The organism is Hydrogenophaga sp. A37 (assembly GCF_002001205.1).
In the GTDB taxonomy this organism is placed as follows: Bacteria; Pseudomonadota; Gammaproteobacteria; order Burkholderiales; family Burkholderiaceae_C; genus Hydrogenophaga.
This window is the reverse complement of the sequence record NZ_MUNZ01000062.1, coordinates 44,653-64,616: the sequence shown is the minus strand read 5'-3', so window position 1 is coordinate 64,616 and position 19,964 is coordinate 44,653. Positions and strand designations below refer to the sequence as shown.

Annotated in this window: 18 protein-coding genes; 11 read left to right on the top strand and 7 right to left on the bottom strand. The window is 67.1% G+C overall.

All coding sequences use genetic code 11. The features are described from left to right. The first annotated feature begins 4 nt into the window (after positions 1-4). Genes B0E41_RS03780 through B0E41_RS03770 form a run of 3 tightly spaced genes read left to right on the top strand, consistent with a single transcriptional unit; the run spans position 5 to position 3,518 of the window. Complete coding sequence (locus tag B0E41_RS03780; RefSeq protein ID WP_077328974.1) at positions 5-1,024, top strand: dihydrodipicolinate synthase family protein; 1,020 nt, start codon at positions 5-7, stop codon at positions 1,022-1,024. 13 nt (positions 1,025-1,037) lie between these two features. Beyond that, positions 1,038-2,507: an NAD-dependent succinate-semialdehyde dehydrogenase gene (locus B0E41_RS03775; protein WP_077328972.1), complete on the top strand. Its 1,470-nt coding sequence runs from the start codon at positions 1,038-1,040 to the stop codon at positions 2,505-2,507. 36 nt (positions 2,508-2,543) lie between these two features. Continuing rightward, a complete protein-coding gene (locus B0E41_RS03770; RefSeq protein WP_077328970.1) occupies positions 2,544-3,518 on the top strand; it encodes a tripartite tricarboxylate transporter substrate binding protein in 975 nt (324 codons plus the stop codon). A 12-nt stretch (positions 3,519-3,530) separates the two neighbouring features. Here B0E41_RS03770 and B0E41_RS03765 read toward each other — a convergent pair whose 3' ends face one another. Beyond that, positions 3,531-4,037: a low molecular weight protein-tyrosine-phosphatase gene (locus B0E41_RS03765; RefSeq protein WP_077328968.1), complete on the bottom strand. Its 507-nt coding sequence runs from the start codon at positions 4,035-4,037 to the stop codon at positions 3,531-3,533. 185 nt (positions 4,038-4,222) lie between these two features. On the opposite strand from B0E41_RS03765, the gene B0E41_RS03760 reads away from it, so the two are divergent. Beyond that, complete coding sequence (locus B0E41_RS03760; protein ID WP_077328966.1) at positions 4,223-5,083, top strand: hypothetical protein; 861 nt, start codon at positions 4,223-4,225, stop codon at positions 5,081-5,083. Positions 5,084-5,092: 9 nt separating this feature from the next. On the opposite strand, the gene B0E41_RS03755 is transcribed toward B0E41_RS03760, so the two are convergent. The 5 genes from B0E41_RS03755 to B0E41_RS03735 all read right to left on the bottom strand — a co-directional run bounded on the left by B0E41_RS03755 (position 5,093) and on the right by B0E41_RS03735 (position 10,307). Continuing rightward, entirely contained in the window at positions 5,093-5,479 is a 387-nt protein-coding gene (locus B0E41_RS03755; RefSeq protein WP_077328964.1) for a VOC family protein, read from the bottom strand. Between the two features lie 27 nt (positions 5,480-5,506). Continuing rightward, the gene (locus B0E41_RS03750; protein ID WP_077328962.1) at positions 5,507-5,956 is read right to left on the bottom strand and encodes an NADAR family protein; all 450 of its coding nucleotides are present in this window, start codon (positions 5,954-5,956) and stop codon (positions 5,507-5,509) included. Between the two features lie 52 nt (positions 5,957-6,008). Continuing rightward, positions 6,009-7,196: an ATP-binding protein gene (locus B0E41_RS03745; protein ID WP_077328960.1), complete on the bottom strand. Its 1,188-nt coding sequence runs from the start codon at positions 7,194-7,196 to the stop codon at positions 6,009-6,011. A gap of 113 nt (positions 7,197-7,309) precedes the next feature. Further along, positions 7,310-9,262 carry an acyltransferase family protein gene (locus B0E41_RS03740; protein WP_077328958.1) on the bottom strand — a complete coding sequence of 651 codons (1,953 nt, stop codon included), beginning with the start codon at positions 9,260-9,262 and terminating at the stop codon, positions 7,310-7,312. A 130-nt stretch (positions 9,263-9,392) separates the two neighbouring features. Continuing rightward, a complete protein-coding gene (locus B0E41_RS03735; RefSeq protein WP_077328956.1) occupies positions 9,393-10,307 on the bottom strand; it encodes a LysR family transcriptional regulator in 915 nt (304 codons plus the stop codon). 210 nt (positions 10,308-10,517) lie between these two features. On the opposite strand from B0E41_RS03735, the gene B0E41_RS03730 reads away from it, so the two are divergent. The 5 genes from B0E41_RS03730 to B0E41_RS03710 all read left to right on the top strand — a co-directional run bounded on the left by B0E41_RS03730 (position 10,518) and on the right by B0E41_RS03710 (position 15,922). After that, entirely contained in the window at positions 10,518-12,188 is a 1,671-nt protein-coding gene (locus tag B0E41_RS03730; RefSeq protein WP_077328954.1) for a GMC family oxidoreductase N-terminal domain-containing protein, read from the top strand. Between the two features lie 87 nt (positions 12,189-12,275). Next, positions 12,276-13,004: a response regulator transcription factor gene (locus tag B0E41_RS03725; protein WP_077328952.1), complete on the top strand. Its 729-nt coding sequence runs from the start codon at positions 12,276-12,278 to the stop codon at positions 13,002-13,004. Continuing rightward, positions 13,001-14,176 carry an ATP-binding protein gene (locus B0E41_RS03720; protein ID WP_077328950.1) on the top strand — a complete coding sequence of 392 codons (1,176 nt, stop codon included), beginning with the start codon at positions 13,001-13,003 and terminating at the stop codon, positions 14,174-14,176. Before B0E41_RS03725 ends, B0E41_RS03720 begins: the two co-directional genes overlap by 4 nt. 212 nt (positions 14,177-14,388) lie before the next feature. Further along, entirely contained in the window at positions 14,389-15,051 is a 663-nt protein-coding gene (locus B0E41_RS03715) for a hypothetical protein (protein WP_171984652.1), read from the top strand. Between the two features lie 28 nt (positions 15,052-15,079). Then, on the top strand, positions 15,080-15,922 hold the full coding sequence (locus tag B0E41_RS03710) for a hypothetical protein (protein WP_077328946.1): 843 nt from the start codon (positions 15,080-15,082) through the stop codon (positions 15,920-15,922). Between the two features lie 44 nt (positions 15,923-15,966). Here the strand turns inward: B0E41_RS03710 and B0E41_RS03705 are convergent, their stop codons facing one another. Continuing rightward, on the bottom strand, positions 15,967-16,287 hold the full coding sequence (locus B0E41_RS03705) for a hypothetical protein (RefSeq protein WP_077328944.1): 321 nt from the start codon (positions 16,285-16,287) through the stop codon (positions 15,967-15,969). Between the two features lie 680 nt (positions 16,288-16,967). On the opposite strand from B0E41_RS03705, the gene B0E41_RS03700 reads away from it, so the two are divergent. Together B0E41_RS03700 and B0E41_RS03695 are read left to right on the top strand one after the other, a co-directional pair. After that, positions 16,968-18,056 (top strand): hydrogenase small subunit, encoded by a 1,089-nt coding sequence (locus tag B0E41_RS03700; protein ID WP_077329063.1) that lies wholly within the window; start codon positions 16,968-16,970, stop codon positions 18,054-18,056. 24 nt (positions 18,057-18,080) lie between these two features. Further along, positions 18,081-19,940: a nickel-dependent hydrogenase large subunit gene (locus tag B0E41_RS03695; RefSeq protein WP_077328942.1), complete on the top strand. Its 1,860-nt coding sequence runs from the start codon at positions 18,081-18,083 to the stop codon at positions 19,938-19,940. Positions 19,941-19,964: the final 24 nt, after the last annotated feature.

Here is a 19,964-nt window from a genome sequence, read left to right as displayed (position 1 = left end):
CACCATGGCTTCGTACCAACGCAGTGACGCCCGCGCCTGGGCCCGTGAACACCTGGTGGGCTGCTCTGCAGTGACCATCCCTTCCTACTCGGCAGACCTCTCCAGGCTCAATCAGCGCGGCATTCGCCACGACATCGAGCTGGCCAAGCAGCTGGGCTACACCTACACCCTCCTGTGCGCCGAGGTGGCCATCACGCCGGAAGAAAACGCGCAATTCACCTCCCTGGCCCGCGAGGCCGGTGGCAAGGACCTGGGCCTGTTCTTCCATGCGGCCTTTGGCACGCTGGCCGAAAACATCCAGGCGGTCAAGCTCGCCGAGAGGGCCGGCGCCGACATCGTGCTGCTGTCGTACCCGCCCCAGTTCTGGCCCACGACCGAGCAGGAGATTTACGACTACACCAAGGCGTTCTGCGACGCGACCGACCTGGCCGTGATGCTGTTCCCGATTCCCCTGTGGGGCTTCGAGCGCGTGCACCCGGCCGGCATGTCCGTGGAGCTGGTGCGCCGTCTCCTGAAGGACTGCCCCAACATCGTGGCCATCAAGTCCGAGCAGGGTTTCCCGCTGCCCGCCGGCATCTGCGAGATGTACCACCACTTCCGCGACGAAGTGGTCATCAGCTGCCCCATCGAAGGCGACGCCATCCCCCTGATGAGCCTGATGAAGCTGCAGTTCTCGGGCACCAGCAACACGCAATGGATGAGCGACTACTACCCCCGTGCCTTCGAGCTCGCCCGCCAGGGCGAATGGGAAGCCGCCATGGCGCTGTACTGGCAGGTCAACCCCGCGCGCAGTGCCAACGGCGCGGCCGCCCAGTCGTACGCCGGCGGCACCGGCGTGTTGAACCGCACCATGTGGAAGTACCAGGACTGGCTGGCCGGCTTCAACGGCGGCCCCCTGCGCGCGCCGGCCATGCGCATTCCCGACCGCTTCATGAAGCCGCTGCGCCAGGGCCTCGTCGCTTCCGGGTTGCCCGTGACCGACGACCCCGACAGCCAGTTCATGGTCGGCCGGTTTCCTTGCTGAACAGGGCATCCGCATGAAGACCCTGCTCAAAGACCCCGGCCTCTGGCGCGAAGCCGCGCTGATCGACGGCCAATGGATCACCGACACGCCACACGGCGCCTCGGACCTCTTCAACCCGGCCAACGGGGAACTGCTGGCCCGCCTGCCACGCTGCAAGGAAGTAGAAACCACCCGCGCCGTGGAAGCGGCGGACAAGGCCTTCCGCACCTGGCGCAAGACGACGGCCCGGCACCGCTCGCAGGTCCTGTACCGCTGGTGGCAGCTCATCGTTGACAGCAAGGACGACCTGGCCACGCTGATCACGCTGGAGGAAGGCAAGCCCTTGTCCGAAGCACGCGGCGAAATCGACTACGCCGCCGGCTTCGTGCAGTGGTTCGCCGAAGAAGCCAAGCGCGTGCGCGGCGACGTGATTCCGGCGCCCAAGGACACGCAGCGCATCGTCACGCTCAAGCAGCCCATCGGCGTCTGCGCAGCCATCACACCCTGGAACTTCCCGGCCGCGATGATTGCCCGCAAAGCCGGCCCGGCGCTCGCCGCCGGCTGCACCATGGTCGTCAAGCCCGCCAGCCAGACGCCACTGACGGCGCTGGCGCTCGGTGAGCTGGCGTTGCGCGCAGGCGTGCCTGCCGGCGTGTTCAGCGTGGTCACCGGCGCCGACACGCGCGCCATCGGCGGTGTGCTGACCTCGCACCCCCTCGTTCGCAAAATCACCTTCACGGGCTCCACGGAAGTGGGCCGCGTTCTGCTTCAACAGTCGGCCGCCACCATCAAGAAATGCTCCATGGAGCTGGGCGGCAATGCGCCCTGCATCGTGTTCGACGACGCCGACCTCGACCTGGCGGTCGAAGGCATCCTGGTGGCCAAGTTCCGCAACACCGGCCAGTCCTGCATCGCAGCCAACCGCGTGATGGTGCAAGACGGCGTCCACGACGCGCTGGCCCGGCGCCTCGCCGAGCGTGTGGCGGAGCTGAAGGTCGGCAACGGGCTGGACGACGGCGTGCAGATCGGACCGATGATCGACGACGCCGCCGTCCGCAAGGTCGAGGCACATGTGGCCAACGCCGTCGCGGCGGGTGCGCGCGTGCTTACCGGCGGACAGCGCCATGCCTTGGGTGGCGGTTTCTACGAACCCACCGTGCTCGCCGACGTGACGCCCCACATGGCCGTCGCCATCGAAGAAACCTTCGGCCCCGTGATGCCTCTGCTGCGTTTCAAGACCGACGACGAAGCGATCGTCATGGCCAACGACACCGAGTTCGGTCTGGCGTCCTACCTCTTCAGTCGGGACGCATCCCGCATCTGGCGCACGGCCGAAGCCCTCGAGTGCGGCATGGTGGGCATCAACACCGGCCTCATCTCGACCGAGGTCGCGCCCTTCGGCGGCGTCAAACAAAGCGGTCTGGGACGCGAAGGCGCCCAGTACGGCATCGATGAATTCCTCGAGATCAAGTACCTGTGCTGGGACGGCATCGACAACGACTGATCGCCCTGTTTTCAAATCACCTAAAAGGAGACATCCATGTTCAACACATCCAAACGCCGCCTGCTGAAAACACTCGTCGGTGCGGCCGTGCTCGGCGCAACGGCCACGGCGTCGGGGCAATCCAACGCCAACGTGATCAAGGTGGTCGTGCCCTTCGTGGCGGGCGGCATCACCGACCAGGTGGCGCGGGGCGTGCTGGACCGCGTGTCGAAGTCGCTGGCGTTGACCGTGGTCATCGAGAACCGGCCCGGTGCGGGTTCGCGCATCGGCTCCGAGACCGTCATGCGCGCCGACCCGGACGGCACGACCCTGCTCTTCACCAACCCCAGCTACACCATCCTCCCCATCACGGACACGGCGGTGAAGTACGACCCGGTGAAGGCGCTGATGCCCGTGGCCCTGGTGGGCACCTACGGCCTGCCCGTGGTGGTGAGCACCCGGTTGCCCGTCAACACCCTCGGCGAGTTCATCGCCCACGCCAGAAAAAACCCCGGCAAGCTGAGCTACGGCAGCGCGGGCATGGGCAGCGGGGCCCACTTTCTCGGCGAGTTCTTCCAGAGCCTGACAGGCACGGAGATGGTCCATGTGCCTTACAAGTCCACCTCGGCCGCCATCATCGACGTCGCCGGCGGGGTTCTGGACCTGACGTTCGACGCGACCGCCAAGTCCTACGCCGACGCGGGCAAGGTGAAGATCATCGCGGTCACGGGAGACCACCGAGACCCGCGCCTGCCCAACGTCCCCACGGCGGCGGAGAGCGGCCTCAAGGACTTCGTCCTGGGTTCGTGGCTGGGCGTGTTCGCCCCTGTGGGCACGCCGACCCCGGTGCTGGAACGACTCAACAAGGCCGTCAACGCGGCGTTGGCCGACCCCGGCCTGATCAAACAGATGGAAGGCCTGGGCATCACAGCCGACAACGGGACGCCCTCGGCGCTGGCCAACGCCGTCCAGCAGGACATGGTGCTCTATCGGCGAATCGCCACCGATGCCCGGTTGACGTTCAAGGAATAGGACAAGACCGGGTCAGGGTGCCAGGCCCAGCTGGCGTTGCACATGCGCCAGCAGCCCCGCGCTGCCGTCCTCCACCAGATCCAGCACCTCTTCGAAGCCTTTTGCGCCCCCCTGGTACGGGTCGGGCACGACCGGGCTGTCGTGCTGCTGGAAGAACTCGGCGAAGCGCCGCAGCTTCTTGGCGTGCGCCGGCGGGCACAGCCGTTCGGCCAGCACGAAGTTCTCCCAGTCCATCACCAGCACCAGGTCGAAGGTCTCGAAGTCCCGCGCCGTGAGCTGGCGTGCGCGCTGGGTCGATAGGTCGTAGCCGCGCTGCAGCGCGTGCTTCTGGCTGCGCGCGTCGGGCGGCGCGCCGACGTGGTAGCTGTGCGTGCCAGCCGAATCGACCTTCACCCGGTCCGACAGGCCCGCCTCGCGCACCCGGGCCTCGAACACGCCGTGCGCCGTGGGGCTGCGGCAGATGTTGCCCATGCAGACGAAGAGGACGCGGAAGCTTGAATCGGTGTGTGGGCTGTTCATGAGATGGATTGGACCGCAAACCGCCCGGCCGGGAACAGCGCCCGCCGTGCGAACTGACCGGTTTTCGGGAGCTTTTCAGGGTTTCAGCCCCCGGGGGGCTGGCACTATGCTGTGCACTGGGAACGGTCCGCCGGTTGCCGACGGCGGCCGCGAGCCCCTTTTTCTTCTTTTCACCCGGAACCGACATGGCCAGTGATCTGGATACGGTGCGCGTGCTTCGAGCGCTGTTCAACGACATACCGCGGGCGCCACAAGGCCTCTCGCACGAAGCGACGATGGAGTGGATCCAGCGCTCGATGACCGACTTTCCGGGTGGCGAGGTCGCCTACATGATCGAGCACGTGACCCGCAATTCCATGGTCGACATCGTGCTGCGTTTGCGCGAAGACGGTTACCTCAAGGACGACCAGCAGTTCGACGCCACGCTGCAGCAGATCGCGACCCCCGAAGGCCGCCAGACCTTCAGGGACTGGTGCATCAACGCGCAGAAAAGCGTGGACGCCACCGCGCGCCTGCTCAACCGCGCCAAGCGCGCCTGGAGCGAACCCGAGCCGCTGTACGTGGCCGATCCGTTGGCCGTCCAGCGCTTCATCGACGGTCAGCCCACCGGCGCGGGCGTGCTGTTCGCCGAGTTTGCGATGCGCAGCGACGTGAGCGAGATCGGCCTCTTCGAAAGCGAGCCCGGCGCCATTTACGAATTTGACTGGGGCTTCATCACCGAAGACCCCGGCGAGTGGAACGTCTACGTGACCGAGGTCTGGCGGCGCGGCACGGTCGGCCATTTCGACCGCATGCTCGGCGCCTGGCGGCTGGAAACCACCCACGCCCTGCCCGAGGGCCAGTTGCGCGCGCCGCACGTGCCCGCCGGGCTGGCGGAAGAGGTGGGCATCGCCCGCTTCAGCGCGCTCACGTTGCTGGCGGGTGACGATCCCGCTGTGCGCCGCTGGATCGGCGAGGTCTTCATCACCCACATGCTGCCGGTCATGGCCGCGCGCGCGCTGGACGAGAACTACGATTTTCCGGCGAAGGTGATGGAGCTGAACTGAGGGCCGGGATTACCCCGCCTCGTACAACTCCAACGGCAAGCCGTCCGGGTCGCTGAAAAATGTGAACCGCCGCCCGGTGTATTCGTCCACCCGCACCGGCTCCACCGCGATCCCCTGCGCTTCCAGCCGCGCCTTGCAAGCGGCCACGTCCTCGACCACAAACGCCAGGTGCCGCAGGCCCTGCGCCTCAGGGTACGACGGGCGCGGCGGGGCGCCAGGGAAGGAGAACAGCTCCACCTGCGACCCGTCGGGCAGGCCCAGGTCCAGCTTCCACGAGTTGCGCGCCTCGCGGAAGTGTTCGGCGATCACCTTCAGACCGAGGACCTCGGTGTAGAAGCGCTTCGACCTCGGGTAGTCCGAGCAGATGATGGCGGCGTGGTGGATGCGTTGGAGCATGGCGTGAGGCGGTGGCGTGTGCGCGGACTATGTCTCAGCTTTGGCGGCGAGCTGCAGGCGCACCTGCTCAAGCAAGTGCCCGAGCCGATTCTGTCCTGAACCATCCTGGCCGGCGCCCCAGAAGTGGTCGAAAGGTGACGCTTCAACCAAGGGTCGTGAGTCCGTGCTGAGCAAGAGCGTCTGAAGTTCCCGACGCTGAAACTTGAGGCACAGTGCTTTGAACATCAGCTCTTCGCGAGCCGAATCCCAATCGGAGCGGATGGGAACGGCGCGGCTTTGACCCAGCGCACGAGCTTCTCTTGGAGATGGTGCAAGTCGAACCCGCTCCCGATAACTGGGGTCCGTGAATTTCTGAGCCTGGAAAAAGTGTTCTACCGTCGGCCAATAGACGCCCTCGGCTTCAAAACCGTAGGGCGCGAAGTTGGACAGCTCATAGAACGGGCCGGTCTTTGTGTAGAAGTAGATGGGTTCCAGCATGTCGAAGGTTGCTTTCTCAAACGACGAATGAGGGTCTGTGAGTGTCAGCTGCTCACGCCACCTCAGGCATCACCATCGCCCGGCGCATGAACTGATCGAACAGCGGCACGGTGAACGCGGTCTCGCCGTGGTTGGGGCTCCAGACCATGCCTTTGTTGATCAGGCTGCTGCGCACGGGGGCAAAGGTGTTGACCGATTTGCCGAGCTTCGCGGCGATGTCGCCCGAGCGGTGCGGGCCGGGGCCGAGTTCCGCCATGGCGCGCAGGTAGCGTCGTTCGCTGGGTTTGCAGCGGTCGAAGCGGACCTTGAAGAAACCTTCGTCCAGCGCCGCGACGGTCAGAGGTTCTGCGGTCTGCACGTCTTCCGGCGTGATGGGGCTGCGCTGTGCGGTGTCCCAGGCCTGTTTGCTCCACTCCTGCAGGAAATACGGGTAGCCCTGGGTCATGTCGATGATGCGGTCCACGGCGGCGGGCGCAAAGCTGACCTTCAGGTTTTCCGCAGGTTTGGTGATGGCCAGCGCGGCATCGGCGCGGCTCAGCGGCCCCACGACCGGGTAGTCAAACAGGCGTTCTGCATACGACTTCGCTTTGCCCGCTTTCCCGACCAACTGCGGCAGACCGGCGCCGACCAGCATGACCGGCAGCTTCTGCTGGGCGCAGCGGTGCAGGGCGGTGATCAGTGCCGCCAGCTGTTCCTCTTCGACGTATTGCAGCTCGTCGATGAACAGCACCACCACCGTCTGGGCCTGTTGGGCGGCCAGTCCCACCTGTTCGAGCAGGGTGGTCAGGTCGCCTTCGAGGTCGCCGTTGTCGGCCAACCCCAGCTCGGGCTCCAGGTCGATGCCGACCTCGATGTCGTCGTATTTCACCTTGAGCGCCTTGGCGAAACCGGCCAGGGCGCGCAGGCCGCGCTGCGCCAGCGCCTTGGCGCTCTCGATGGTGCTGAGCTTGAGCAGGGCCAGGCGCAATTGCGGGCTCAGCAGCGCGGGCAGGGAGCGGTTTTCCGGGGCTTCCAGGCGCAGGGTGTGGACGCCCGAGCGGTCCGCGTCTTGCCGCATCTGCTCCAGCAGCACGGTTTTGCCCACGCCGCGCAGACCGACAAGGATCACGCTTTTGGCCGGATTGCCGATGCGCACGCGGCCGATGGCGACGTCGAGGCGCCGCCGCAGCTCGTCGCGACCCGCCAGTTCGGGGGGCGGGGTGCCGGCGCCAGGGGAGTAGGGATTGTGGATGGGGTCCATGGTGTGTATCGAAGTTATCTAAATATACTTGTTTTCGATAACTTTGATAATTTCAGAATGAACGTCATCATCCCAACGGCCCTCCTTTCCGCCAGGCAGGTGAAGCGGCCCTGTCAGAAAGCGGTCTTCGTTGAACGAACGGCCAGGATTCCGCGGGTCTGGAGAAAGCTGGCCAATGGTGCTGCGAGCAGCGCCGCACCTGCGGTGTTGAGGTGGTCGCGGTCGCGGTAGATCATTGTGCCGGCGTGCACCGGCGTGCAGGTGGTGTGTGTGGCGGGGCACAGGATGTCGAAGCTGTGGAACACATGGGCGTTGGGTTGTGCGGCGAGCGACCGCTCCAGCGATTGGTGTACTTGCTCCATCCGGCGGGCCAGGGCTTTTCGATCCTGCGCACAGGCGGTATTCGAAAACAAGGTGCGCTTGCACACCACTGGATGTTCGAAGTCGAACACCGGTGGTGGGCCGACCACCACCAGGTGCATCCGGTGCGCTGCGAGCCGGCCGGCCAGTGCCTGCAGATCGGTGGCCCAGGGTGTGTGGTCGGCGGGCGCTTGAGCGTTGCCGAGATCGAAATACAAGCGTGAAACCAGCAACACGTCGCCAGGGCGCGCGCGTGCGTACATGGTTTCGAGGATGCGTTCCCGTGGTTCGAAGACCGGACCCACGTAGGGGTAGGGCCGCCCCGGGGTTTCGATCAGGTGCACGCCGACGCCGGTGGTCTTGTGCAGGCGGTACAGCATGCCCTGCAGGTGACCGGCGTGGCTGTCTCCCATGGCCCAGACGGTCTGTCCACCGGGCACACGGGGCGCTTGCGTGCAGAGGTCGAAGGTATCGGCTTCCAGGCGCCGCTGCTCACCGTCGACCACGCAGTGGGGGTTGTACTCCTTGCCCTTGACCTGCAGGAAGGCCGGCGCGTCGCGCAGTGCTGGGTCGAGTGGCAACAGCAGGCGGGGGTGCTGTGTCATCAGCAGCGCCAGCGCCGCCGTGACCGCGAGCGACGCCCCCAGGCCGCGCGCCACGGGCCAGCGACCCGACCAGTGGCGCAGCGGGGACTCCACCCAGCGGTAGGACATCTCGGCCAGCAGGAACATCGCCGCCAGCAGCCAGGGCGCGTGCCAGGCGTCGATGCCGATGGACCAGCGCGCCAGCACCAGCACCGTCCAGTGCCACAGGTAGAGCGAATAGGAGATCAGGCCGATGTGGCGCAGTGGCGTCCAGGTCAGCACCCGCTGGCTCAGGCCGGTGGGCCCGATGAGCAGCAAGCACGTCAGCGCCACCGCCGCGGTGCTGGCCGGCACCAGATGCTGAACCGGCGCCCAGAGGCAGGCGATCAGGGCCACCAGGGGCAGCGGGCCCAGCTTCGCCAGGCCGCGGCGCAGCGCGGCCACCAGGGGGCTGTCGCGCCCCGCGTACAGCAGGCAACCCGCGCCCAACTCCCAGAAACGCAGCGGCGTGAAAAAGTAGGCGGCGGCGGGGCGGGACGCGAAGACGTTCACGAAGGCCACGTACGACAGCAGGCTCAGGCATCCGACCATCAACGGAAGGGCCCGCTGCGGCCGACCCAGCCGCCCGCTGGCGGCCAGCCAGAACAGCGAGGGGTACACCAGATAGAACTGCTCCTCGACCCCGAGCGACCAGGTCTGGGTGAAGGCGTTGGACTGTGCCGCCGGGGCAAAGTAGTCAATGGCCTGGTGGTAGAGGTAGATGTTGGAGAAGCCAAACAGCGCGTTGATGCCCGTCAGCAGGCTGGTGCGCGGCTGCGGGTCGAGCGCGCTGATCAGCACGGCGGTGACCAGCACGCAGACCAGCAGGGCCGGCAACAGCCGCTTGATGCGGCGCTGAAAGAAACCGAGCAGAAACGGCCCAAGCGCTCCGTGCGGCCGTGAAACGAGCGACGCGGTGATCACGAAACCCGAGATCACGAAGAAGATGTCCACGCCGAGGTAGCCGCCTGGCAACAGCGACTTGCTGAAGTGGTTGGCGATCACCGCCAGAACGGCGATGGCGCGCAGTCCGTCGATGTGGGCCTGGTAGGCGACCGGGCTCTGTGGTTTCGGGAGGGTCATGGCGGGGGCACCGGGGCAGGGAGGTCGGTGCAAGGAAAGGCTGGGATGCTCAGGGGGGAAGGGCAAGGCACCGCATCATCCCCGATCTTTCGGGGACGGCAGCCAAGGCTGTCGAACAGCCCACAAGCGATCATCCCCATACCGCATCCAGCGCCCCCAGCGCCGCCGCGATCACCGGTTCACCCACCCGCTCCGCGAGGCAGATGAAGCTCAAATCGCACTCCAGCGCCACCTGATCGGCCACCACCAGCCCGTGGGCCTGTGTTTCGCGCATCGCGATCGCGTCGCGCGCCAGTGACAGCCCGACACCGCTTTTCACCAGGTCGAGCATCGAGGCTTCCTGGTCCACCAGTGCCACGCGCTGGGGCTCCAGGCCGGTGAGCGAGCCGGGGCCGAACACGCTGCGCTGCAGCCGGTGGTGCGCGCTGGCCGGCGGCGTGGCGAGCCAGGGCAGGGCGGCGAGCGCTTTCCAGTCTTTGCCTTTCACCTGCGGCCCCCAGCCGGCGGGCGCGAGCACGCGGTAGGTGAAGCGGGTGAGCGCGCGCACCCGGTAGGGTGGGCCCAACGGGTTTTGCGGCAGGTCGAGGAAGAAGCCCACGTCCAGCTCGCCGCGCCCGATGCGCGCGAGTGCGTCGCCGCTCATGCCCTGGCTCAGCTCGGTGCCGATCTGCGGCGCAGCCTCCACGAGCTGCTTGAGGAAGGCGCCGAGGCGGGTGAACTGGGGGTCGAGGATGGTGCCGATGCGCAGCGTGCCGCGCACGGTGGTGTGCAGGCGCGCGGCGGCCTGGCCGAAGTCGGCCAGGGCGGCGAGCGCGCGGTCGGCCAGCGGCAACAGGGCGGCGCCGTCGTGCGTGAGCGCCATGCCCTGCGGCGTGCGGGTGAAGAGCTGTAGCCCGGTGGCCTCGGCCAGGGCCTTGAGCTGCAGGCTCACGGCCGGCTGGCTCAGGTGCAGGCGCAAGGCCGCGCGCGAGACGTTGCCTTCGCGCGCGACGGCGACGAAGGCGCGCAGGGTCTGGGGATCGGTGGTGGGCAGGCGGGCGGTCATGGTGCTGACATTATTTGCCAAACTTATACCTGGATCGGATCGAATTCATTGGAAAACTGGCGCTACCTCCGGCACAGTGCACGCACCGTCGAGCGCTGCGCCATGAGCCCATCAAATGAACACCCGAGCGAGGGGACCCATCCGATGAGCGCAGCGCCGGGCCGTTCCCAAGCCAGCTCGCACCGTCGCCCGCAGGGCAGAGGTATTCCAATGAACGACACCGCCTTTGATTACGTGATCGTCGGCGCCGGCACCGCCGGCTGCCTGCTCGCCAACCGCTTGAGCGCCGACGCCTCCAAACGCGTGCTGCTGATCGAGGCCGGTCGCAAGGACGATTACCACTGGATCCACATCCCGGTCGGTTACCTCTATTGCATCGGCAACCCGCGCACCGACTGGCTCTACCAGACCGAGGCCGACCCGGGGCTGAACGGGCGAAAGCTGCGTTACCCGCGCGGCAAGACGCTGGGAGGCTGCTCCAGCATCAACGGCATGATCTACATGCGCGGCCAGGCGCGCGACTACGACCAGTGGGCGCTGCTCTCGGGCGACAGTGACTGGCGCTGGGAGCGCTGCCTGGCCGACTTCCGCGCGCACGAAGACCACCACAAGCTCGACGGCGGCAGCGACAGCCTGAGCAACCCGGCCTTCGCCCTGCTGCACGGCAACAAGGCCGTGGGCAGCAGCGGTGAGTGGCGCGTCGAGAAGCAGCGCCTGCGCTGGGACGTGCTCGACGCCTTCGCCCAGGCCGCGCAACAGGCCGGCATCCCCGCCACCGACGACTTCAACCGGGGCGACAACGAGGGCGTGGGCTATTTCGAGGTGAACCAGAAATCAGGCTGGCGCTGGAACGCGAGCAAGGCCTTTCTGCGCCCGGTGATGCAGCGACCCAACCTCACGGTGTGGACCGAAACGCAGGTCGAGCGGCTCACGCTGGCGCGCGACGCATCGGGCGCGCGGCGCTGCACCGGCGCCGAGCTGCGCCGCGGCGGTCGGCGTGTGACGGTGACCGCCGCGCGCGAGGTGGTGCTGAGCGCGGGCAGCATCGGCTCGGTGCAGGTGCTGCAGCTCTCGGGCATCGGTCCGCCGGCCGTGCTGCAGGCCGCGGGCGTGCCGGTGCACCACGCGCTGCACGGCGTGGGCGAGAACCTGCAAGACCATTTGCAGATCCGCTCGGTCTACAAGGTCCAGGGCGCGAAGACGCTCAACACGCTGGCGAACTCGCTCTGGGGCAAAGCGGCCATCGGCTTGGAATACGCGTTCAAGCGCAGCGGGCCGATGAGCATGTCGCCCAGCCAGCTCGGCGCCTTTACCAAGAGCGACCCGGCCCAGCCGCACGCCAACCTCGAATACCACGTGCAGCCGCTCAGCCTGGATGCGTTTGGCGAGCCGCTGCACGGCTTTCCCGCGTTCACGGCGAGTGTGTGCAACCTCAACCCCACGAGCCGGGGGCATGTGCGCATCAAGACACCGCGCTGCGACGACGCGCCCGCCATCGCGCCCAACTACCTCTCCACCGAAGAAGACCGACAGGTCGCGGCCGACAGCCTGCGCGTGACGCGGCGCATCGTGGGCCAGCCGGCGATGGCGAAGTACCGGCCCGAGGAGTTCAAGCCCGGCGTGCAGTACCAGAGCGACGAAGAGCTGGCGCGCCTGGCCGGCGACATTGCCAGCACCATCTTCCACCCGGTGGGCACGACCCAGATGGGGTCGGACAGCGACCCGATGGCCGTGGTCGACAGCCACCTGCGCGTGCGCGGCGTGGCCGGGCTTCGCGTGGTGGACGCGGGCGTGATGCCGACCATCACCAGCGGCAACACCAACAGCCCCACTTTGATGATCGCGGAGAAGGCGGCGCGCTGGATCGTGTCAGGCACGTAAAGAAGCTGACACACCGCCTTCCATCGGCCCTCCTTGCCTACACTCGCAGGCTGAGCGCTTTTCCCGGCACCCTGGCGGTGTGGCCCCATGCCCGAGACCCCTTCTTCCCCGACCCCCCTGATCCATTGCCTGCTGGTCGATGACGACCCGGGCATCCGCGAGTTGCTCACCGGTTTTCTGCGGCCCTTCGGCATGGTGCTCGACACCGTGGCCGACGGCGCTGCGCTGCGGCAGCGCCTGCCGGCCGGTGGGGTCGATGTGCTGCTGCTTGACCTGATGCTGCCCGGCGAAGACGGGCTGAGCCTGTGCCAGTGGCTGCGGCCGCGCTGGCCCCGGCTGCCGGTGATCATGCTCACCGCGCAGGGCGACATGCACTCGCGCGTGCTTGGCCTGGAGCTGGGCGCCGACGACTACCTGCCCAAGCCCTTCGAGCCACGTGAGCTGGTGGCGCGCATCCGCGCGGTGCTGCGCGGCGGCCCCGGGCCGGCCGTGCCACCCGTGCGCCATCGCATCGGTGGCTGGACCTTTGATCGCGTGCAGCGCCGCCTGCAGTCGCCCGAGGGCGTGGTCACGCCGTTGTCGGCCGCCGAGTACCGCCTGCTCGTGGCCTTCATCGACCACCCGGGCCAGGCACTCTCGCGCGAGCGCCTGCTCGAACTCACACGCGCGCCCGGCGTGGACGCCAACGAGCGCAGCATCGACCTCGCGGTCTCGCGCCTGCGCGCAAAGTTCGGCGGCGCCGACGGGCTGTCGGGCCCGATCCGCACGCTGCGCGGCATGGGCTATGTGTTCCAGCCACTGGAGGGCTCGCGATGATGAAGCGCTGGCGTGAACGCCTGGGCCGCCTGGACTCGCTGTTCCTGCGTCTGTTTCTGCTGATGTGGGTCACGCTGGTGCTCAGCCATGTGGTGGCCTTCTCCGTCGTGTCGCCGGTCGGTACCCGGTGGATGGGTCGTTTGTCCACCGAGGGCGCCGCCGCCCTGCCGCCGCTGCCTTCGTTGCCGCCGGGCAACCCGCTCGCGGGCGATGGCGGGCGGCCCCCGGGACCGGCGTGGCGACCGCCCGCGCCCCCGATGCTCGGGCCCGACGGCGAACGCCGGCCGGTCGGCGGGGGCATGCCCGCGCGTGCGCTGTGGCTGGACTACGCACTGCGCGCACTGCTCATCGGCGTGGGCGCGGCCATCGGCGCACGCTGGCTCTCGGTGCCCATGCGGCGCCTTGCGCAGGCCTCGACCACGCTCTCGCAAGGCCTGGCCGAGGGCCGAGACCCGCCCGCGCTCGACGACGCGCATGGCACGGTGGAGGTGCGCGATTCGGCGCGAGCCTTCAACCGCATGGCCCAGGCCTTGAAGCACCAGTTCGACCAGCGCAGCCTGCACATGGCCGCCGTCTCGCACGACCTGCGCACGCCGCTCACCCGGCTGCGGCTGCGCCTGGAGCAGCTGCCGAGCGACGCGGCCCGAGCGGCGGGTGCCGACATCCGCGCCATGGACGAGCTGATCGACGCTTCGCTGGCCGTGGTGCGCGAGCAGGCCACCGGCGCCAGGCCCGCGCTGCTCGACCTGGGCGCGCTGCTGCAGTCGCTGACCGACGACCTGGCCGAACAGGGGTTGCCGGTCACGCTTGTGGGCGACGGTGAGGCCGCCCCGGCCTTGCACGTGCGGGCGCACCCGGCCTCGCTGCGCCGGGTGGTGGACAACCTGGTGGACAACGCCTTGCGCTACGGCGGCGCGGCGCGTCTGGGCTGCCGGCGGGTTGATGGTTGGGCGGAGGTGACGGTGGACGACGACGGCCCGGGCATCGCGCCCGAACAGCTGGAGCGCGTGTTCCAGCCCTGGGTGCGCTTGCCGGACGGCACCGGCACCAGTGGCAACGGCCTCGGGCTCGCCATCGCGCGCGACCTGACGCAACGCGAAGGCGGCACGCTCACGATGGGCAACCGCGCCGAGGGCGGACTCCGCGTCAGCCTGCGCTTGCATTTGGAGTGAGGGGAGTCACCCCCGCCGCGCTGCGCGCGACCCCCTCAAGGGGGCGGCACTGGCCGTCCGGCGAAGCCGGCCCGGCGGTGCCCTGAATGAGCAGGTACTGCCACATCGGCAGTCCCTGCTCGCTCGGGGCCTGATTCGCACGGCGTGCTCTGTGTCCACCCGTACACAAACCGCCAAAGCGGGGTTCACATGCGCTGACCAGAATGCAGCGCATGCACCCCATGGTCACCCTCCAGCCCACCGCCATCCCGACCGGTTGCGCGGCCGGGGCCGAGGCCCCGCTGCTGCAGGTGCGGCCCACGCGCCGTCCCTACTCGCTGCCCGAATTCGCGGACGCATCACCCGAGATGCGCAGCGACCTGGCGCCATGGAGTCTGGGCGTTCCGCTGACCCTGGTGCTGCGCCTGCACGACGGCGCGGGCCAGGCGATCCAGCGCGCGGCGGTCTACATCTGGCACTACGACCCGTGCTGCTGGCTGTTTGATGCCGGTGACGACGAACTCAAGGCCGTGGCCATGATGCGCGGTGTGCAGCTCAGCGACGCCGACGGCCGCGTGCGCTTTCAAACCGTTTATCCGGGCCGCTACCGCGACAACACCGTGCCGGTGTACCTGCAGATCTATTTCAACGACGGGCGCCATGTGATCGCGCGCGCCGACGCCTGCCTGTTGATGCCGGCGCTGGCGGTGAGCGCGGCAAAGGAGCGGGTGCTGGCGCCACCCGAACCACCCAGCCTGCGCCAGCCGCGCTTCAGCGCCACCCGCGACGCGCCGACGCTGGCGCCCGACCGCCTCGTGACCGACCTCGACAGCGGCGGCCTGCGCGCCGAGTGGTCGATGGGCATCGCGCTGGATCACGCCCGGCCGACCCATTGATTTCTTTTCCTCCACCACGAAGCTCTCCATGCACGCTCACGGACTTTCCCACGACCTCGACACCCTGATTCGCCAGCAGGCGCAACGCCGCCAGGCCCTGCGCTGGCTCTCGGGTGCGGCCCTCTTCACCACCACGCCCCTGGCCCTGCTGGCCTGCGGTGGCGGTGATGTGGAGGACAGCGAAACCTCGGCCGTCTCGGCCAGCGGGGGCTCTTGCAGCACCATTCCCAGCGAGACCGCCGGACCGTACCCGGCCGACGGCAGCAGCGCTTCGGGCCAGCGCCTGAACGCACTGGCGCTCTCGGGCATCGTGCGCAGCGACATCCGCTCCAGCATCGCGGGCGCCGACGGCACCGCGCTGGGCGTGCCGCTGACGGTGCAGCTCACGCTGGTGGACGCCTCGACTTCGTGTCTGCCGCTGGAGGGGCTCGCGGTCTACCTCTGGCACTGCACGCGCGACGGCGGCTACTCGATGTATTCGGGCGGCCACACGCAGGAGAACTACCTGCGCGGCGTGCAGGTGAGCGACGCCAATGGCCTGGTCAGCTTCACCACCATCTTCCCCGGCTGCTACAGCGGGCGCTGGCCACACATCCACTTCGCCATCTACGACAGCCTCTCGTCGGCCACCGACGACAGCCTGGTGGGCGACCATGAAAAGGTCTCGCAACTGGCCCTGCCCGCCAGCGCCTGCGAGCAGGTCTACGGTGCGGCCGCAGGCTACAGCGCCAGCGTGAGCAACTACGCCGGCGTCTCGCTGACGCGCGACAACGTGTTTGGCAACGACGGCGCCGCACAGCAGGTCGCCACAGTGACGGGCGGCACCAGCGCGGGGTTTGTGGCAAGCCTGCAAGTGGGCTTGAGCACTTGAATGTGTTGCTTGACGAGAGCAACCCGCCCCATTCAGTGCTGTGATCAGCGCAGCCGACCGATATAGCGCGTGTCGAGGTCGACGGCGGTCGACGGCGCCTTGAGCCGGCCTTCGATCACCGTGAGCAGCGGGATCGACGGTGCGGCGGACTTGCGCACCGGGATCACCAGCGCCTCCAGTCGCTCGGCCAGCGGCAACAGGTCTTCGTGACCGTCTTCGCTCGCCTTGTCGCGCGCGAAGCGGACGATGGCCTGCGCATATTCAAAGTTGCTGACCATCCACTCGGTGTCGGTCACCCGACCGGTTTTGCGCCTGAGCAGCACATGCAGGTGCGCTGCGGCGGCGAACGCCTCGTTTTGCGACATGGTTTTTTCCTTTTCCAACGACAAGCCGTGACGTGCATTTCCCGTGCCATGCCTCGAAGGCGCCTCCAGAGCACCTGTCTGCACCAGCGCAGGGCTTTCAGGCCTTGGCTGGGTGCCGTGGCCGAGCGTTGATGCACGTGCAAACCTTTGCATACCTTGAGGCCCGGTTGGGGCATGGTTTGTGAAGTCCCGCCAGCCTCCCAAAGGAGGGCTTGCACCCAAGGGAAAGCCCCGATGCACGGGGCTGGTGCGGACGGCTATATTTCCGTCACTCGCAAACGGCGCACAGCGCCGGTGACCGCGGGGGACCGAGGAGACAACCCAGTCCAACTAAAAAATTGTTTCAGCGTCCCCAGAGATGCAACCGATCACAAACCGACCCCACAAGGGTCGGTTTTTTTTCGCCTGTTGCGTAGGGATTCGGTATGAAACCAGGCGGATACCAACCTTCCGGTTTGGCTTGTTGGCTGGACAGTTGGCTGATGCATCCAACAGGCCAGCTCCGTTGGAGTGTGTCGAGCTCTGTAAAAAAATGTTGTGAAACAACAGCTTGCAGTGGCTTGTCGGTGTTTTCCCTTGGGTGGTCTTCGGTGGCCCGTGGCTTGCAAACGGTCACACACCTGCCTGCAACGGCGGGGCCCGGTTCCGCCCCCACACCAGACAACGGAGACAACCCCATGATGGAAACCTTTTACGAGGTGATGCGCCGCAAGGGCATCTCGCGCCGCAGCTTTCTCAAGTACTGCTCGCTCACCGCCACCTCGCTCGGGCTGGCGCCCTCGTTCGTGCCGATGATCGCGCACGCCATGGAAAACAAGCCACGCACACCCGTGCTCTGGCTGCACGGCCTGGAATGCACCTGTTGCACCGAGTCGTTCATCCGCTCGGCGCACCCGCTGGCCAAAGACGTGGTGCTCTCCATGATCTCGCTCGACTACGACGACACCCTGATGGCCGCCGCCGGCCACCAGGCCGAGGCGATCCTCGAAGAGATCATGACCAAGTACAAGGGCCAGTACATCCTGGCCGTGGAAGGCAACCCGCCGCTCAATGAAGACGGCATGTTCTGCATCCAGTCGGGCAAGCCCTTCATCGACAAGCTCAAGCACGTCGCCAAAGACGCCAAGGCCATCATCGCCTGGGGTTCCTGCGCCAGCTGGGGCTGCGTGCAGGCCGCCAAGCCCAACCCGACGCAGGCCACGCCGATCCACAAGGTCATCACCGACAAGCCGATCATCAAGGTGCCGGGCTGCCCGCCCATCCCCGAGGTGATGACGGGCGTGATCACCTACATGCTGACCTTCGACAAGATCCCCGAGCTGGACCGCCAGGGCCGCCCGAAGATGTTCTACAGCCAGCGCATCCACGACAAGTGCTACCGCCGTCCGCACTTCGACGCCGGCCAGTTCGTCGAAGCCTGGGACGACGAGTCCGCGCGCAAGGGCTACTGCCTCTACAAGGTCGGCTGCAAGGGCCCAACCACCTACAACGCCTGCTCCACGGTGATGTGGAACGAGGGCACGAGCTTCCCGATCAAGGCCGGCCACGGCTGCATCGGCTGCTCGGAAGACGGCTTCTGGGACAAGGGTTCGTTCTACGACCGCCTGACCGACATCCACGCCTTCGGCATCGAAGCCAATGCCGACGAGATCGGCGGCACGGCGGCTGGTGTGGTCGGTGCCGCGGTCGCGGCGCACGCCGCCATCTCGGTGGCCAAGCGCGCTCGCGACAAGGCCGTCGAGAACAAAGCCGCGTCCACCAACAGCTGATCCAGACACACGAGGAAGAACACCATGGGTGCTTACGAAACACAGGGCTTCAAGATGGACAACACCGGCCGGCGCATCGTCGTCGACCCGGTCACGCGCATTGAGGGCCACATGCGCTGCGAGGTCAACCTCGACAGCAACAACGTCATCCGCAACGCGGTGTCCACCGGCACCATGTGGCGCGGTCTGGAAGTGATCTTGAAGGGCCGCGACCCGCGCGACGCCTGGGCTTTTGTGGAGCGCATCTGCGGTGTCTGCACCGGCTGCCACGCACTGGCCTCGGTGCGCGCGGTGGAAGACGCGCTGGGCATCCGCGTGCCGCTGAACGCCCACCTGATCCGCGAGATGATGGCCAAGACCCTGCAGGTGCACGACCACGCGGTGCACTTCTACCACCTGCACGCGCTGGACTGGGTCGACGTCGTGTCCTGCCTGCAGGCCGACCCGAAGAAGACCAGCGATCTGCAGCAGATGGTGTCGCCCGCGCACCCCATGTCGTCACCCGGTTATTTCCGCGACGTGCAGAACCGCCTGAAGAAGTTCGTTGAAAGCGGCCAGCTCGGCCCGTTCGCCAACGGCTACTGGGGCAGCAAGGCCTATGTGCTGCCGCCCGAGGCCAACCTGATGGCCGTGACGCACTACCTGGAGGCGCTGGACCTGCAGAAAGAGTGGGTCAAGGTGCACACCATCTTCGGCGGCAAAAACCCGCACCCCAACTACCTGGTGGGCGGCGTGCCCTGCGCCATCAACCTCGATGGCAACGGTGCCGCCGGCGCCCCGATCAACATGGAACGGCTGAACTTCGTGCAGGCCCGCATCCAGGAAATGATCGACTTCAACAACAACGTCTACATCCCGGACGTGCTGGCCATCGGCACCATCTACAAGAACGCCGGCTGGCTCTATGGCGGTGGTTTGAGCGCCACCAACGTGGCCGACTACGGCACCTACGAGAAGGTGCCCTATGACGCCACCACGCAGCAGCTGCCCGGCGGCGTGATCCTCGACGGCAACTGGAACAAGATCCACGCTATCGACCCGCGCGACCCCGAGCAGGTGCAGGAGTTCGTGAGCCACAGCTGGTACAAGTACGGCGATGAAACCAAGGGCCTGCACCCCTGGGACGGCGTGACCGAAGCCAACTACAACCCCGAAGGCCCCAACTTCAAGGGCACGCGCACCAAGATCGAGAACCTGGACGAGTCCGCCAAGTACTCGTGGATCAAGAGCCCGCGCTGGCGCGGCCACGCGGTCGAGGTCGGCCCGCTGTCGCGCTACATCCTGGGTTACGCCCACGCGGTGCAGGGCAACAAGAACTGCCAGCGCGTGAAGGAGCAGGTGGACGGCGCGGCGGTGGCGATCAACAGCGCCATCCCCAAGGCCCTCGGCCTGCCTGAAACCAACTACACGCTCAAGCAGCTGCTGCCCACCACCATCGGCCGCACCCTGGCCCGCGCACTCGAAAGCCAGTACGCCGCCGAGATGATGATGGACGACTTCAAGCAGCTGATCGGCAACATCAAGGCCGGCGACACCAGCACCGTCAACACCGACAAATGGGACCCGTCCACCTGGCCGAAAGAGGCCAAGGGCGTGGGCACGGTCGCCGCACCGCGCGGCATGCTGGGCCACTGGATCAAGATCAAGGACGGCAAGATCGAGAACTACCAGTGCGTGGTGCCCACGACCTGGAACGGTTCGCCACGCGACACCAAGGGCCAGATCGGCGCCTTCGAGGCCTCGCTCATGAACACGCCCATGGTCAACCCCGAGCAGCCGCTGGAGATCCTGCGCACGCTGCACAGCTTCGACCCCTGCCTGGCCTGCTCGACTCACGTGATGAGCGAAGACGGCCAGGAGATGGCGAAAGTGACCGTCCGTTGAACGCCCCAGACCACGAGGAGAAAC